Here is a 16,228-nt window from a genome sequence, read left to right on the forward strand (position 1 = left end):
AGTAAAAATTAATAATATTAATCATTGATTAACTTAAAAAAGAATTTATTTCAATAATTATAATAATTATCAATTTAATAATTATTAAAAAACTTATTTAATACTTATTATATAGTAATTTATGATTTAAGATTTATCCGGAATGGATTTTATTAAATAAAAGTATTTAATTTATTTTATCATCAATTATCATATTAAAAAAATATTATTGCTATAAGCTTGAATTTATGTCTGGTTAAAGGTGTTTTACTGTTTTTATCTATAATTAAAGTAATATTGTGTATTTTAGATATATGTGTTGAATATTCTTCAAAAAACAAAAATATTCAAAAATAGCTATTAATCTATTTTTCTTTAAAAAACGAATAAATAATTGATTTTATATAGTATATCTAATTAATAATGCTCATATAATAAATTAAAATAATATCATTATTATTAATTAAAAAACAATAGATATAAATACTACAAAAATATATTACAATTTATAGGAGTGATACTATGGAAACATTACCAATAGCACCTATAGGAAGAATATTATCCAATGCAGGTGCACCTCGAGCAACTAAAGATGCTAAAATAGAATTATCAGAAAAGCTTACAGATCTCGGTGAAGAAATAGCTAAAGAAGCTGTTGAAATAGCAAAACATTCTGGTAGAAAAACTGTTAAAGCATCTGATGTTGAATTAGCTGTAAAACTTAAATTCTAAGTTTTTAGCTAAATTACTTAAAATAAAAGTTTGAAATATATAATATTTTTTTTTAAAAAAAAATATATTTAAGCTATTTATTTAAGTATCAAAATTTTGTTTTTTTATTTTTTTTAAAATATTTTAACAGAGGATTCATCCTCTCCACCCATTTAAATTCTAATTTTCAAAACTATAAACTTATAGAAAAATTAATTAAATATAATTTCAATTAATAACAGAAATATAAGTAATAAAAAGTATTATCATAAAATTATGATAGTACTGGAGTTATTTCTATGATAAATAAATTTAAAAGATTCATCCAAGATAATAAGAAGGATTTACATTATATTCTAGCTTTAACAATTATCTTACTTATTATTAGTATTCCCAAGCTATATCTTCAATATTCAATTGGTATAGGAAATTGGGACACTTATTTATACTTAGAAAACGGCCGTAATTTTGCAAAAATGGGATGGGGTGATGTGTCTAGTATTGCACCTGTTCTACCAATGATTCTGGCAAAGATATTTCTAATCACACATCATACATTCCAGGAAGCAATATTCAATGTAGATGTAATAGCATACATAATGGGAGTAATCTTCCTATATTTAATACTACGCTTCAAATTTAACGAAAATGTCAGTCTTGTTGGAAGTTTCATATATGCAACATTTACCCTATTATTCTCATGGGTTGCCATTGGTGGAAATGATATTATAGGAGTATCAGGTACCCTTGCAACAATATACCTGATACTAGCAGCACATAAATACAATACTAAAATATACTACATAGCATTACCTATAGCTGCCTATTCATTCCTGACACGATATACTGCTGGTATAATGGCATTTGCAATAGTATTTTATTTAATAATCAATAGAATAAACTTAAAAGAAATACGAGATATAATAATAGGATTTATATTAGGAGTAATAAGTATAAGTTGGTTCTTAAACCAGTTTAATAAGGTGCTTGGAACACCATTTCCATTTTTAGGACAATTTAGTGGAACAGTTTCAAACACTCAAGTTATGGATTCAGGATATCTGCCTGACACATGGTACTATATCACACACATCCCTAACTACTTATCAAGCACAATACCCCTAAGATCCACATTCAATGCAGTAGTTAACCCTATGGGTAACATACCAACAACACTATCATACTTATACATCATACTAATGATATTAGGATTTGTAGTTATATTATACCAAACATATAAAATTATTAAAAACAGTGACAAGAAATACTTTACAACAATAAATATCCTATTACTCATAACAGTAGCAATTCTAAGTATAGCTTGTTTGATAACATTAAGTCAAGTATCATATATTACAACATTTATTCTATTCTTTATAATAATGGGACTAATATGGCTAACATTATATCAGTATAATATTGACACACTAGACTATGACTTGCTAATGATTTCATTATTTGTAATCTACATAGTATTCCAATCCATACTATCCACTAAAAATGATAGATATTTCATAACAGTACTTCCATTTATCGCATACTTCATAGCAAATGCAGTAAATAGTATTTATAATTACGTTGACGATAAGATTACAGCTAAGAATGTTAAGCCAACTACAATATTAACAGCTGCAATAATTGTGCTTCTGGTGATAAACAGTCTGGCATTTGTAAGCAGTATCCCACAAAATAATCATTATAAGGATGTTGAAGATGCATGCTACTGGCTAAATGAGACACATGCACCGTTAAATAATACAACTATCATATATTCTGATAACTGGCCGGGAGCTACATGGTATCTTAACCTGTATATTCAGAGAGGAGTTCCAGATACCAATGTTGAAAATAGCTCATTAGAATTTTCAAAGCAGATACTGGCAAGTAATAGTTCACATAGCCCAGCATCATATTATATTGAGACTAACAAGGTTACTGATGGTAATTATCCAGGATTAACTGCTATTAAGCGTATAGGTGATGTGACAATATATGAAAATAATTATTTATTAGAGAACACTGATAAAAATTTAACAACACAGGAATACAGGGATTACTTGAACAGGACATTAAGTAATTATGATAAAATAGGAGGTGAATAGTGATGAAACACATCCACATAGATACTTTAAAAGATAAGCTATTAGTAATTCTAGCATTATTCATGTTAGTATATACTGGAATTCTAGTTTATTGTCAAAGTGTTATTGGAGTTAGTTACTGGGATATATTCGTATATCTTCAAGATGCATTACTATTTGCTAATATTAATATTGGTAGTCAGCTAAGTGTTCCGCCAGTACTCTCCCTATTAACATCAATACCCTTCAGGTTAGGCTTTATATCCGAAACAAGCATGTTTATTGTTTCAGGTGTTCTGTTTTTCCTCTTAATTATTGGTGTTTATGAATTATTTAATGAAAAATATAGTCCAAAGGTATCCTTTATTGGAAGTATCATTCTTTCAATGTTATCTCTTATAGTTACATGGGCTGTCAGCGGATCTAATGATGCTCCAGCTCTTACCTTCAGTGTATGGGCTATATATTTCACAATACAGGGATTAAATAAGGATTTTAAATACTATTATCTTGCATTTATATTATTTGTATTTGCATTTTTCACCAGATTTACAGAGGGTTTCATACTTCTGGTTATGTTATGTTATCTTGGGCTTAATCATGATAAGTTCCATACCCAGTGCAAAGAGAATAACATATTTAAATTAATAGCTTTCATGATAGTTACACTTGCCGTGATAATGGCAGTTTATCTTATAAGTCAGGGATCTATTCCTTTCCTTAGCCAGTTTGTCGAGGTCTCTAATAGTAATCAGGTTTCTAGTGTTAATGTGGGATATGAACTAAATCCGTTCTATTATCTTCAACATTTACCCGAGATTTTAACTTGCTGGAGTGCTAGTTCACAGTATTCTATGATGTTAACTACTGCTGTTAATAATCCGACATTCCTATCTTATGTAATGTTATTATGTGCCATACTTGGTGTAATATCATTTATATTTGATATAATAAGACGTGATGAAAGTATTGACAGATGGAATTTGAAGTTTGGTATTATTATCATTTTATCAGTTTTTACCATAATTAGTTATACTCATATATCTTATATCTTCACAGAATTACTTTTTATAGGTATAATGTTATTATCTTATAAGTTCTTCCCAAATAACGTAGATAAACTGGACATAGTTATGTTTATATGGATGGGAATTTTCCTTATAATGCATTCATACCATCCAGTAAAAGTAGACCGTTACATTATGCCAACACTCATACCCCTACTATACTTCATGATAAAAGGAATACAAGACACTACAAAAACACTGAAAATAAAAAACAAGAAAACACCATTAATCATACTAACAATAATACTACTAATACTCATACCAATAAATGCAAACTATATATCATCAATGACACATGAAAACCCACACACACATGAAGAAAAACAAGCAGCACAATGGCTACAAAACTATGACGAAAACATAGACAACTATAACATATCCTCAGATAGAGGAGTATCATTCTCATGGTATCTGAAAAAATATACATACTCCACAATACCAAGAGTACTGGAAGCAAATAATGATACATTAGAAAACAAACTAAACACTATACATGCTAAGTACTATATAGATTCAACAAGTAAACTACAATCCATAAAGGGATATCATGTAATATATGATAATAACAAAACAACATACAAGCTAAGAATATATGAAAGAGATTAGATTATCATGTACACTAAAGAAGAAATAATAAAAAAAATAATGAGAATAAGAAAAGAAATAGGACATGACCAGGTAGAACCAGAAATAAAAGAACTACACTACCATAATGATGAATTAACAATAATAACACCAGATAGGCCTGAAAAATCAATAATAATAGGAAAAGGTGGATGGGTAGTGGGAAAACTAAGAGAAGAATTAAAAGTTAAATCAATCCATGTAATATCCTATACTGACATAATACTAAAAGAATATCAACTAGGATTATCAGTAAAACATGTGAAAAAAATACTAGATAACAATATTATTCCGGAAGAATGTTTAGAACCATTTGATAACTTATATGATTTATTGAAACTAAGAGAAAAAACACCATACAATAACACTACACTCAAGGAATATATTGAAGAAAACATTAACAGAAAACCCGTACAAGATGCAAAAATAGTTGTAGCATTATCAGGAGGAGTAGACAGTAGTTTTTCCACCATACTATCAAAGGCATTAGGATTTAATGTACTAGCTGTAACAGTGGATCCCGGTACAATAATACTACCTAACCAATTCAGACGTAACATAAATAACCTAACAACTACGATAGATGTACCGCATGAATATGTTAAAACAGACATGACTCCCATAATACAGGATGCATTAAGTGGTAAAATTCATCCATGTGGCAGATGTTCTAGTCATATAGAAGAAGTAGTGTTAAACAAAGTAAAACAAGAAGAAATACCCATAATGACATATGGTGATTTATTATCCACAGGATCACAATCAATAACAAAAAAAGAGGATATTATCAGAATAAACCTACCTGCATTATTTAGAATGGAAAAAACAGAAATAAAAGATATTGTAACAAAATATTCAGTAAATATAATAAAAGGGTATGGATGTCCCCTAGTAGTACAGGTTCATAAGAAATATCCGCAATATAGGCCATTTTCAATACAAAGAGTACTACGGGAAACACGTGCAGGTATACTTGAGCCTGGTGAAGCTCTTGATTTAATTAATACTATTTAATTATTTCAAGAACTCCATATCCTATTAAGAATAAACCTAAAATATATGCTACTAATGGTGGATAGATTAATAAGAGAAATCCTACGATAATCAGTATAACATATAAATATAAATTTTTTTTATTATCATCCAAAATAATCATCCCTAATATTTTTTTTAAACATATTATAAAAATATTTATTAATTATCACTATTATTCTTTTAAAAAGTTTTCCATATTTTTAATTGCTTCTTCAACAGCTTCAGGTGCACATCCGCCTCTAACAGTTCTTGATTTAACATTTTTAAGTGGATCAAGTGCTTGTCTTACTAAATCTTCACCTAAATCTATTGGTTCACCTGTAACCTCAACAGATACCTTATTAACATAATCATTATCAATGTCTTTCGTTGTGATATTATCAGCTATAGCCTCTGATACTATTCTACCTACTATTCTATGAGCTGTTCTGAATGGAAGCTCTTTTTCTCTAACCATAACATCAGCTAATTCTGTTGCTGTAGCAAAGTTTGCACCAGCTAATTCCTCTGTCCTATCCTTATTAATTGTTAATGTACTTAACATTCCATGTACAATTCCCAGAATATCATTAGTATTATCAATAGCATTCCATAAGTGCGGAGTTACTTCCTGTAAATCCCTATTATAACTATGAGGAATACCTTTAATCATTGATAGGACTGTCATTAACTCACCATAAGCTATTGTGCTTTTACCACGTGCTAACTCTGCTATATCAGGATTCTTCTTCTGTGGCATTATTGATGATGTTGAAGAATATTGATTTGAACATTCAACCATTCTAAATTCATAACTACTCCATATTACAATTTCATCAGAGATTTTTCCTAGTGTTGTTGATAACATTGCATAGTCAAATATTGCTTCTGCTGCAAAATCTCTGCTGCTTACTCCATCAATACTATTATCCATTACCTGACTAAATCCTAGTAGCTGTGCTGTTCTTTCACGGTTTATTGGAAAGCCTGTTGTGGTTAATGCTGCTGATCCTAATGGACTCATATCTACTCTTTTATATGTATCCATTAATCTTTCACAGTCTCTTCTTAGTTCATTAGCATATGCCATTAGATGATGTCCAAATGTTGTTGGCTGTGCATGTTGAAGGTGGGTATATGCTATAAATAATGTATGAGTATTTTCTTTTGCCATTTCTACAATAGTTTTTATGAAGGCTTTAATGTTATTTATAGTATTTTCTATTTCATCTTTTAAGGTTAATCTGATATCTGTACATACCTGGTCATTTCTACTTTTTGCTGTGTGCATAAATCCTGCTTCTGGACCAATTTCATTTGTTACATAATCCTCTAATGCCATATGAATATCTTCAAATGATGGGTTAAGATCTAATGCATCTATTCCTTCTTCTTCTAGTTTATCTAATGCTTTTAGTATCTTTTTTCCAGATTCCTCAGGTATGATTTTCTCTTCTATGAGCATTGTTGTATGTGCCCTGTTACATTTAATATCTGCTTCAAATATTCGTTTATCAAATTCTATTGATGATGAAAATGCTGCGGCGTCATCAGTCATTTGTCCATCAAAACGTCCTGCTCTAAGATCCATGTTATCAACTTCCTATAATTATTTAATATAAGGTTATATTATTCCCTTTTGTTATGTATATATTTATAAAATCTAATTATTTTATGTTACGGCGAGTTTACTTATATCTTAAAACTGCATTCATATTCATAGCCGTCAATCTTTTTATTTTCTTTACAGTTAATGAATTCAAAGGTATCCTTATTTGTAAGATACATGTGTGCTAATGATATTCCTATGTCCACCTTATTAAATTTATCCATGAACTTTCTTCTGATGATATTATTTTTTCGACGATATACATGGTATATGTCATTATCATGAGTGAAGTACCATGGCTGACTGTTTGAAGCTGATGGAGCATACTGTGCTGGTTTTAGTTTTTCATCGTTGATATCTGAAATATCATTTAATGATAATCTGTTAAATTCAGATAATTCTCTGTATGGAGTTGTCCTTACTTTTCCAAATCCTATTAATATAATAAATTTCTGGGAATCTTTCTGGACACTGGATTTTACTTTTCCTAATCCAATCCAACATGAGCCTAAACCAATACTTTGAAGATATAAATCAAGTTGTTGATACATGAATCCACTGTTTTCAAGATAATATTCTTTTTCTTCAGAGAATATTGCTACATAGTAAGGTGCTCTCCAATTAAGTAGTAATGTTACCTGACTATTATCTACTATTTCATAACTAGTCTTGATACCTGGTACGAGTGGTTTTAAATTATCTGCAAAGTTAGTAATAGACTCCATTATATCAGAGCTTATTTTCTCATCGGTAAAATCACGAGATGAACGACGTTTATATATAATATCTGTTAAATCCATGATAATCACGTTAATTATTATTATTTAGTTAATATATTTATGAATATGAATTATTAAAACTTTTATAAAAAGATAAAAATCAACAGATAAATAAAATTGCAATTTGATAATTAAAAATAATATAAAAAGTGGGTGGAGAAAAATTTTTAAATATATGTTTTATGTATTTTTAGATTCGTGTTTCGGATTCGTGTTTCTATAAAATATTATGTAATTCATAATATATATTTATTCATTTTTCCATTGTGTGTATCCACAACGACCACATGCATATCTGTCACCATGGTCTGCCATGAAGATACCATGTGAACATCTTACACATTCAGGATTTTTTCTTATAAGTTTACCATCTTTTACTTCATATAATTCATATTTTTTTGACATTATAATCAATCCTCTTGTTGTAGTATTTATTCTGCATCTTCTGTTTCTTCTGCAGGTTCTTCTTCAGGTTCTTCATTCTTTGCTATTACTGATTTAGTTTCAATTTCATTTAATTTTTCAACGGAATCATAAACTTTAGCTAATCCAACTGCTGTTGTAACTCCGTAACTAGGCTTCATGCTGTCCACCACGAGGAGATCGTTGGATGAGTCTTCTAATGCAACAAGTTTATGTTTTACATCTAATATCTTAGGTGTTCCTTCTGCAGGATATTCACATTCAAATTTAATTTCAGTCCTATTTAATAATGGGTTTTCTTTTCTTTCAATGATTTTAATTTCCATATTATCGTTATTCCTTAATTAATTGTTTATAATATTCAAGAGCCTGATTATAGGCTTCATTAACTTTAACCAAAACAACACCTTCTTTAGGTTGTCCGTAAAGAATCATGGTATCTTTTGGTGCATTTAATATGCAGGGTAGCACTGCTAAATCTTCTTCACCCTCTACTACTATGATAACAGGATTATCACTTGTAGCATGGTTTATTGAATCAATTAATACATCAATTAATTCATCAGTTATTACACCTGCTGGATTATTAACATGTTTAATGTTATCAGTATGATTTAATTCATTCTGTACAGGATGTCTTTCAATTTTATTATCAACTATACATATCTGCGGCTGTAAATTATTATCCACAAGATTCCTAGTTGTGACATCACCTATACCAATTATAAGTTTATTTTCGGATAATTGTTCTTGTAGTGGATTTTCAATTAAATTGATAGACTTGTGCAATTCACCTAATGGTTTTTTTAATTCTTTTCTTAAAAATTTTGGTAGTTTAAGCACAATTAATCTCCTTATTATTTACTCTCTGACTTTTAATGCATATCTTCCAGGAATATTAATGTTTAATTCCTTTGCAAGATCTGATTCATCAGGATCAATCACTACTATTAATCCAGTCCAATTATCTGATGTATTTGTACCACATACTGGACAAACTTTGTCGAATGTAACACGTTTACATCTTGGACATGCTCTTTCAGCCATGGTAATTCTCCTTAAATATTAATTTTTGTTATTTTTCATTTTTTCTTCTTCAATCCATTCGAAACGACCAAGTCCTGGTTGTCTCATGGTTAATCCTATTTTACAATCTTTTGTAGAATTACCTTTTAAACTTAATGCTACTATTCTTGCACGAACAAAGTCGGTTTCATCTAAGGATTTATTAGATTCTTTAGCTAGTAAAGCTCCACGTTTTACATCATAGTTTATGTAATCATTAGTAATCTGTGAAACGTGTACTAATCCATCCATTGGACCAATTCTTACAAAAGCACCGAATTCGATTATTTCAATAACTTCTCCATCAATTACTTCATGTAACATTGGTTTATAGAATAATGCATCAAATTTTATATGATAAAATGCTGACCCATCACCAATTACAACTTTTCCTTGATTATGTTCAAGTACGTCTGTGACCATTATTAATATACCTAATTTTTTATCTAGTTTACCTACATATTTTCTATTAAGTATTTTAGCAGCCACTTCTTCTAGTGGTTGATCAAACATGTTAGGTGGTACTCTTACTGTATCTTCAATAGTTGCTATTTCGTACATTTAATACCCTCATTTTGGCTTATTTTTTCTTATTTAATTCTATAATATATTTAAACTTATTTAGTTATCATCGGTAGAGTTTCGTTTTATATAACCATCTACTTCTAGAAATCTGTGTTGTCTTAGATATATAACAGTTATTCCTCTTTTTCTTGCTCTTTTACGAAGAATTCTATCATTTGTACATAGAACATCATTATCTGTACAGTAATCTAGTAATAGATTATCTACATGATCTGTTTTCTTTATATATACATTTTTGAAAGGTTCGTTACATGCAATCTTGTATGCAACTGATGCTGCTATCTTATCCTTTCCTTTAGATTTCTTTTTGAGTTTGGCCAATTCATCTATGACAAGTGATGGTACAATTAAATCATAATATGATGGTAGTAGATTCTTCAAATCAGTGACTACATCAACATCTAATTGAATCATCATCATCAAAAATTTGTATCAACAACTGCTCTATTTTGTGATGATACCATAACCAATAAGCCTCCATCTGGCTCCTACACGACGACTTAATGCTACGCGCTGTCCTTCCTCTGCACATACTGGTAGTTTTAGATTAACGTCAACAATATCTCCTCTTGCACTTGTAACAAGTCCGACAGTTGTGGTTGTACCAATATTTATCATTAAGTTTTCAGAGGAATGTATAGGTTCTACCTTTGTTTCATCCTTAGTACCTACTACACGATCAAGTAAATGAGTTTTCATTGTAAATCCTTGAATCGTTGGTGGTAGTGTTCCAGGTTTTCCAGCTATGGAACCTGATAATGAATCTGCTTTGGTTAATGCTGGATCTAATAGTAAAGCTACACCAATTAAACCTCCAGGACCTACTTCATCAACAAAGTTATCTGCTGCTTCTAGTCCTGTGATAGTTGATGTTAAACTTCTCCACTCAGATTTTCCTTTGTGCTTTACTTGGATTCCAGGTTTAATCTCAATTTCTTCTCCAACTTTGAGTTTTCCCTGTACTAGTGATCCTCCAATGATTCCACCATTAATTTTCTTTGGGTGTGTACCTGGCTTATTTATATCAAATGATCTTGCTACATATAATTTAGGATTTTTACGTAGTGATCTTCTTGGTGTTTTAATATATTTCTGAATAGTTTCAATTAATATATCAATGTTAGCACCTTGTTGAGCTGATATAGGTATTATAGGTACTCCTTCAGCACATGTTCCTTTTACAAATTCTTTGATTTCATAGTAGTTTTCTATTGCCTTCTCTTTAGGTACAGTATCAATTTTATTCTGGACAACAATAACATTTTTAACACCAATTACATCTAAAGCCATTAAATGTTCTTTAGTTTGTGGCTGTGGACAATGTTCATTAGCTCCTATTACAAGGATAGCTCCATCCATTATTGCTGCACCTGAAAGCATTGTTGCCATCAAAGTTTCGTGTCCTGGTGAATCTACAAATGATACTTTTCTAAGTACCTCTGTTTTAGAACCGCAGTGTTCACAAGTTTCTTTTGTAGTGTAACATTGAGGTGCTTCACATTCAGTACATTTTCTGAATGTTATATCAGCATAACCTAACCTAATTGAAATACCTCTTTTTGCTTCTTCACTGTGTGTATCAGTCCATATTCCAGATAAGGCCTTGGTTAATGTTGTTTTACCATGATCAACGTGACCTACTAATCCAATATTTATCTCGGATTGTACTTTCATAAGTTACACCTCCATAGTATAGATATTCTATTAATTATGATTAATTAATAGTGTACCTATTCTTCTTGTTCTTCTTCTGGTTCTGCAAAGATTTCAGTTAGTGTTTGTTCTCCTCTTTCTGAAACTTTAACATTGATTTGTGAGATATCATCAGCAATTGTGTTTCCACGTACTGTTTTTCTTCTTCTTAATCCTTTTACTTGTGGTTTAAATCCTGTTCCTTCACTTACAAGACTTTTGAATCTTCTGGTTCCATCTACATCTGCTTTCATTGGGAAACCGTTTTTGTCAGATCCACCAGTAATTCTTAATTTGTAACCTTTTAATCCAAGAACTCCACCGTTGAATTCTTCTCCAATTTTAAGTCCGTTTACAACTTTTGCATCTTTATCATCTAACTCTAATTGGTAGGTTACATCTTCATCTGATACTACTACTTTGTATACCATTCTATGTCTCCTTTTAATTTTTTATGTTTTAGTAAGTTTCTTTTCTAATAATATTTAAATCTACTGCGTCATCTTATTGATTTAGTAGAAATCTTCATACTCATCTTCATCTAAAGTGTCAAGTTCGCTCCAATCAGTTCTTATTATACCCCAGTTAGGGTCTTCAGTATTTTGTTTGATTTCCTTGAGCTCATCTAATGTAAGTATTTCGTCATCCAATAGTTTGTCTCCAAACTCATCTTCTAATGCAAATAGATTTCTTTCAGACATGTCCACGTATAGTACATCGCCTTCTTCAAAGTCTTTTTCAAATACTGCACCACCTATTGCCATTGCAACTTGGGAACCTCTTGAAACTTTTTGAAGACTTTCTCCATTGTCTTCCATACTTTCTACTACACCTACTTCATGACCTTTCTCATTAATGAGTGTTACTCCTCTTTCAATAATACCGGACATAACTTCTATTCCAGCTATAGCAGGTTTACTATGTCTGAATACTAGTTTTGGTATTATTCTTATCTTGGATGGACGTACGATTTCGTTGAGTCTTTGTTTTTTCTGACGTTCTTTAGCCGTCTCTATCCAGTGCATGTAATCTTCTGTTAATTGATAAATTACACTGTCTCTGAATACTATAACTTCCTGATCATTATTCAATTCTTCCTCTGCTGATGGTAGTATGTTAACATTAAATGCTATAACTACACCATACTTCTCATCTTCCTCAGCCATTATTGATGCATTAATTATATCCCTACGGGAAATGTCACCGATTTCTGCTGATTTTATAGGTATGTCCTTTTGATCAAGAATATTAATGAGTGCTTCTAGAGAACCAAGTGTGTCTGCTTTTACTATTATACCAACATCATTTGTTTGTATTCTTATATTATCTACTTCTGATAGTAATTCATCCTCAATACCTAATTTTTCATCATTAACTACTCTTAATGGTGAACCAGATACAACATCATCTACATGCGGTGCAACCACTTTTACTCCAGCTGCCGCTACAATATGATCAGTGTCCTCAAATAAGGTTTTAGATTCTCTTATCTCTTCTAAAGGCTTAGGCTTTAGTAGTGACCTAATCTTTGTTGAGATTACTTTATTATCCTTTGTCAACATCATTATGTGGTCATTCTTATTAAGAACTCCATCATAAAGAATTGTATCTATGGTTAATCCTAATCCTTTCTCTTCCTTTACTTCTAATACTGTTCCAGAAGCAGGTGCTGTTTCCTCTATCTGTAGTTGTTCACTAAGGTATTGGTATGCTAATCCTATAAGCATAGTTAATAATTCAGATAATCCTTCACCAGTTACTGCACTAGTTGGAACTATTGTGATTTGACTAGCAAAATTATTCACTCTGTCAAAACGTTCTGATTCAAATCCTTCCTCATGTAGTATTCCTACTAATTCATAGATTTTCTGGTCTAATTCAAATGCTACTTTCTTATGTTGTTCTTTAATAACTTTACTAAAGGATGTTTTAGGTATAGAATTCCATCCTGGTATCCTATCTATTTTATTAGCAGCTACAACAAAAGGTGTTTTAGATGCCTTTAAAATATTTAAAGCTTCATATGTCTGAGGTTTAAAACCCTCTGTAACATCAACAATAAGTATAGCTAAATCAGCTAATGCTCCTCCACGTTTACGTAGTGTTGTAAAAGCTTCATGACCTGGTGTATCTACGAAAAATAAACCTGGTAATTCATTCTGAATATTCATTTTATCAAGATACTCACCACAAATTGATGAAATGACATCCATTGGAATTTCAGTTGCACCTATATGCTGAGTAATACCACCCGCTTCCTTAAGTGCAATAGTACTACCTCTTATATTATCCAAAAGAGTAGTTTTTCCATGGTCTACATGACCTAAAACAGATACTATAGGTGATCTAGTTTTCATTTCTTTATCTCCCTAAAAAACATATTACTTTACACCTTAAACTAGATTTAAGGCTTATTAACTAAATTATTTAACAGTAGGTTAAATAAGCATTTGTTCTATAATTTAATTAAGTGTTAATACTGACATCTGTTATAATCTATATGAATGTCCCTGAAAAATGTTACTATCCCTTGTAGAACACACTTATTTTTCTATATTTTATGAATTATTGTCCTAATCAATAATGTGTATATATTTTTCTATTATTTTTTTACGCGTAAATTAAAATAAATATTGTTTTGGGTTCTGAAGTATTGATTAATTCCAATGACTTCATAAATATATATCTACATTTTCAATAATAGCAAAAAAGAGCTAATGAAAGAAATAAATTCTTATGGCTCTTCGTAAATTATATCTTCGTCAGGTAATTCGTAATCACAGAATTCTGATTCATCGAAGAATAAATTAATTTCTCTTTGTGCTGATTCCTCTGAATCTGAAGCATGAATTATATTTCTACCTGTGTCAATTCCATAATCTCCACGAATAGTTCCTACATCTGCTTCTTTAGGATTTGTTGCACCAACCATTTTTCTGACTAAGCTTATTACGTCATCGCCTTCTAAGACCATAGCAAATACTGGTCCACTAGTGATGTATGAGATTAAATCATTGAAAAATGGTTTATCACTATGTTCACCATAGTGTGTTTTTGCAAGGTCATCTGAAATCATGAGAGTTTTTGCTGCTATTACTTTTAATCCACGTTTTTCAAACCTGGTTAAAATTTCACCTGTTAATCTCCTTTTAACTGCATCAGGTTTTAACATGGTAAATGTTCTTTGTTTCATTGTTTAACCCACTTAACTTTTCTTGGTATTCTGCCAAGTTTACTGTTTTTCTCACATTTGCTGCTGCAGAAGAAAGAAATTGATCCATCTCTACGAACATACATTTTTCCTGTACCTTCTGGTATTTCTTCTCCGCAGAATGAACATGTTCTCATATTTAAACTCCTATTAAATATATAAAAGAATATTCTTCACAATAAAAGTTAATCAAAAAACATCCATACTTATGGAGTTCTGATTTCTTTAGCTTCTCTTATTGTATCTAGTAACATTAAAATGTCGCCTTCTTTGATAGCGCCCATTACGTTTCTAGTGAGTATTCTTCCTTTATCTCTTCCATCAAGTATTCTGCATTTTACTTGCATTACTTCTCCAGTCATTCCTGTTCTTTTTAAAACTTCGATAACTTCTGCTGGAGTTCCGTCTTCCATATAATCACCTTATCAAATTTTGATTGGTTAAATAAAATATTATAATAGCGAAGTGTTTTAGAATAATTTAAAAAAATTTAAAGAAAGAAATATTCTGTTAAATTAATACCCATTTTGAATATTTAATTTATTATATGAATCTATCTTTATTGTAAAATTTTTAACACTAAAAGCATACTTCTAAATATAGATACTTTATTTTCCTAGTATAGGTCCAATCATGATTAGTTTTTGAGTTCTGCAACTTTTTCGACTATTTCGTTTACGAGTTCTTGACCTTCACCAGCATCGATTATACATGCAGATGCTGTACCTACGTTAAGTCCTGCAGCTTCTCCTAATTCTTCTTTGGTTGGAAGATATACGTAAGGAATTTCTTTTTCTTCTGCTAAAATAGGTAAGTGTGCAACAATTTCTGCTGGTTCAATATCTTCAGCAATAACTGCTAATGCAACATTGTTTCTTTCAATGTTTTTTGTTACTTCGTTTGTTCCTTTTCCTATTTTACCGGTATCTCTTGCTATTTCTAAAGCTTCGTATACTTTATCAGCTATTTCTTTTGGTACTTCAAATTTTACATATACTGAATTTGCCATTTAATTTCCTCCATTATCATCTGGTTTTTTAACCATCCATTCCAAGTAGGATAATCCAATTAACTTAATAGACTATGATTACTTGTTGTCTGATTAAATGACCTTAAAATATAATTTATATAATAAAATAATATTCTAATTTAAAACTCCTTAATGAGTGAGATACTCATTCGCTCACAGTTTTAAGTATGTTAAAAATTAGTTATTAATTACTATCTATTTAATATAATATATACTTTATGCTTATACCACATATTATAATCACAATTCTTATAATATATTATATTATTATGTATCTTATTACATATAGAAATTACTCCTACATCCTAGCTCCATATAATAGAATACTTACCACAAGAGGAACTAAACACTATAATTA

At 30.2% G+C, this 16,228-nt stretch carries 20 protein-coding genes; 4 read left to right on the forward strand and 16 right to left on the reverse strand.

Going from position 1 to position 16,228, the window contains the following annotated elements; genetic code table 11:
• The first annotated feature begins 483 nt into the window (after positions 1–483).
• From OTK55_RS07590 to OTK55_RS07605, 4 genes are all read left to right on the forward strand, one after another.
• The gene (locus OTK55_RS07590) at positions 484–711 is read left to right on the forward strand and encodes a histone family protein (protein ID WP_274871790.1); all 228 of its coding nucleotides are present in this window, start codon (positions 484–486) and stop codon (positions 709–711) included.
• A gap of 278 nt (positions 712–989) precedes the next feature.
• Positions 990–2,792 (forward strand): glycosyltransferase family 39 protein, encoded by a 1,803-nt coding sequence (locus tag OTK55_RS07595; protein ID WP_274871603.1) that lies wholly within the window; start codon positions 990–992, stop codon positions 2,790–2,792.
• A gap of 2 nt (positions 2,793–2,794) precedes the next feature.
• Complete coding sequence (locus tag OTK55_RS07600) at positions 2,795–4,444, forward strand: glycosyltransferase family 39 protein (protein WP_274871605.1); 1,650 nt, start codon at positions 2,795–2,797, stop codon at positions 4,442–4,444.
• 6 nt (positions 4,445–4,450) lie between these two features.
• A complete protein-coding gene (locus OTK55_RS07605; protein ID WP_274871606.1) occupies positions 4,451–5,476 on the forward strand; it encodes an ATPase in 1,026 nt (341 codons plus the stop codon).
• Here OTK55_RS07605 and OTK55_RS07610 read toward each other — a convergent pair.
• The 16 genes from OTK55_RS07610 to rpl7ae form a co-directional block, all read right to left on the reverse strand.
• Complete coding sequence (locus OTK55_RS07610; RefSeq protein ID WP_274871797.1) at positions 5,469–5,609, reverse strand: hypothetical protein; 141 nt, start codon at positions 5,607–5,609, stop codon at positions 5,469–5,471. The two genes, OTK55_RS07605 and OTK55_RS07610, sit on opposite strands and share 8 nt — an antisense overlap.
• 60 nt (positions 5,610–5,669) lie before the next feature.
• Positions 5,670–7,067, reverse strand: a complete 1,398-nt coding sequence (gene argH, locus OTK55_RS07615; protein ID WP_274871608.1) for an argininosuccinate lyase — start codon at positions 7,065–7,067, stop codon at positions 5,670–5,672.
• Positions 7,068–7,168: 101 nt separating this feature from the next.
• On the reverse strand, positions 7,169–7,885 hold the full coding sequence (locus OTK55_RS07620; RefSeq protein ID WP_274871609.1) for a nitroreductase family protein: 717 nt from the start codon (positions 7,883–7,885) through the stop codon (positions 7,169–7,171).
• Between the two features lie 228 nt (positions 7,886–8,113).
• Positions 8,114–8,269, reverse strand: a complete 156-nt coding sequence (locus OTK55_RS07625; RefSeq protein WP_274871610.1) for a 30S ribosomal protein S27ae — start codon at positions 8,267–8,269, stop codon at positions 8,114–8,116.
• A 26-nt stretch (positions 8,270–8,295) separates the two neighbouring features.
• Positions 8,296–8,613, reverse strand: a complete 318-nt coding sequence (locus OTK55_RS07630) for a 30S ribosomal protein S24e (RefSeq protein ID WP_274871611.1) — start codon at positions 8,611–8,613, stop codon at positions 8,296–8,298.
• Positions 8,614–8,620: 7 nt separating this feature from the next.
• Entirely contained in the window at positions 8,621–9,130 is a 510-nt protein-coding gene (locus OTK55_RS07635; protein ID WP_274871613.1) for a GTP-dependent dephospho-CoA kinase family protein, read from the reverse strand.
• A gap of 18 nt (positions 9,131–9,148) precedes the next feature.
• Entirely contained in the window at positions 9,149–9,334 is a 186-nt protein-coding gene (gene spt4 / locus OTK55_RS07640; protein ID WP_274871614.1) for a transcription elongation factor subunit Spt4, read from the reverse strand.
• A gap of 18 nt (positions 9,335–9,352) precedes the next feature.
• Positions 9,353–9,913, reverse strand: coding sequence for a DNA-directed RNA polymerase (locus OTK55_RS07645; RefSeq protein ID WP_407652428.1), 561 nt, complete (start codon positions 9,911–9,913; stop codon positions 9,353–9,355).
• A gap of 60 nt (positions 9,914–9,973) precedes the next feature.
• Positions 9,974–10,357 (reverse strand): type II toxin-antitoxin system VapC family toxin, encoded by a 384-nt coding sequence (locus OTK55_RS07650; RefSeq protein WP_274871792.1) that lies wholly within the window; start codon positions 10,355–10,357, stop codon positions 9,974–9,976.
• 24 nt (positions 10,358–10,381) lie between these two features.
• On the reverse strand, positions 10,382–11,611 hold the full coding sequence (locus tag OTK55_RS07655) for a translation initiation factor IF-2 subunit gamma (RefSeq protein ID WP_274871616.1): 1,230 nt from the start codon (positions 11,609–11,611) through the stop codon (positions 10,382–10,384).
• 56 nt (positions 11,612–11,667) lie between these two features.
• Positions 11,668–12,060, reverse strand: coding sequence for a 30S ribosomal protein S6e (locus tag OTK55_RS07660; RefSeq protein ID WP_274871618.1), 393 nt, complete (start codon positions 12,058–12,060; stop codon positions 11,668–11,670).
• Between the two features lie 81 nt (positions 12,061–12,141).
• Positions 12,142–13,986: a translation initiation factor IF-2 gene (gene infB, locus OTK55_RS07665; protein WP_274871619.1), complete on the reverse strand. Its 1,845-nt coding sequence runs from the start codon at positions 13,984–13,986 to the stop codon at positions 12,142–12,144.
• A 377-nt stretch (positions 13,987–14,363) separates the two neighbouring features.
• The gene (gene ndk, locus OTK55_RS07670) at positions 14,364–14,822 is read right to left on the reverse strand and encodes a nucleoside-diphosphate kinase (protein ID WP_274871621.1); all 459 of its coding nucleotides are present in this window, start codon (positions 14,820–14,822) and stop codon (positions 14,364–14,366) included.
• Positions 14,819–14,977, reverse strand: a complete 159-nt coding sequence (locus OTK55_RS07675) for a 50S ribosomal protein L24e (protein WP_274871622.1) — start codon at positions 14,975–14,977, stop codon at positions 14,819–14,821. The genes ndk and OTK55_RS07675 overlap by 4 nt, the downstream gene beginning before the upstream one ends.
• A 69-nt stretch (positions 14,978–15,046) precedes the next feature.
• Positions 15,047–15,253 (reverse strand): 30S ribosomal protein S28e, encoded by a 207-nt coding sequence (locus OTK55_RS07680; protein ID WP_112124000.1) that lies wholly within the window; start codon positions 15,251–15,253, stop codon positions 15,047–15,049.
• Between the two features lie 224 nt (positions 15,254–15,477).
• Positions 15,478–15,849, reverse strand: coding sequence for a 50S ribosomal protein L7Ae (gene rpl7ae, locus OTK55_RS07685; protein WP_274871623.1), 372 nt, complete (start codon positions 15,847–15,849; stop codon positions 15,478–15,480).
• Positions 15,850–16,228 lie beyond the last annotated feature (379 nt).

Origin of the sequence: Candidatus Methanosphaera massiliense (assembly GCF_028890305.1) — an archaeon.
Lineage (GTDB): Archaea > Methanobacteriota > Methanobacteria > Methanobacteriales > Methanobacteriaceae > Methanosphaera > Methanosphaera massiliense.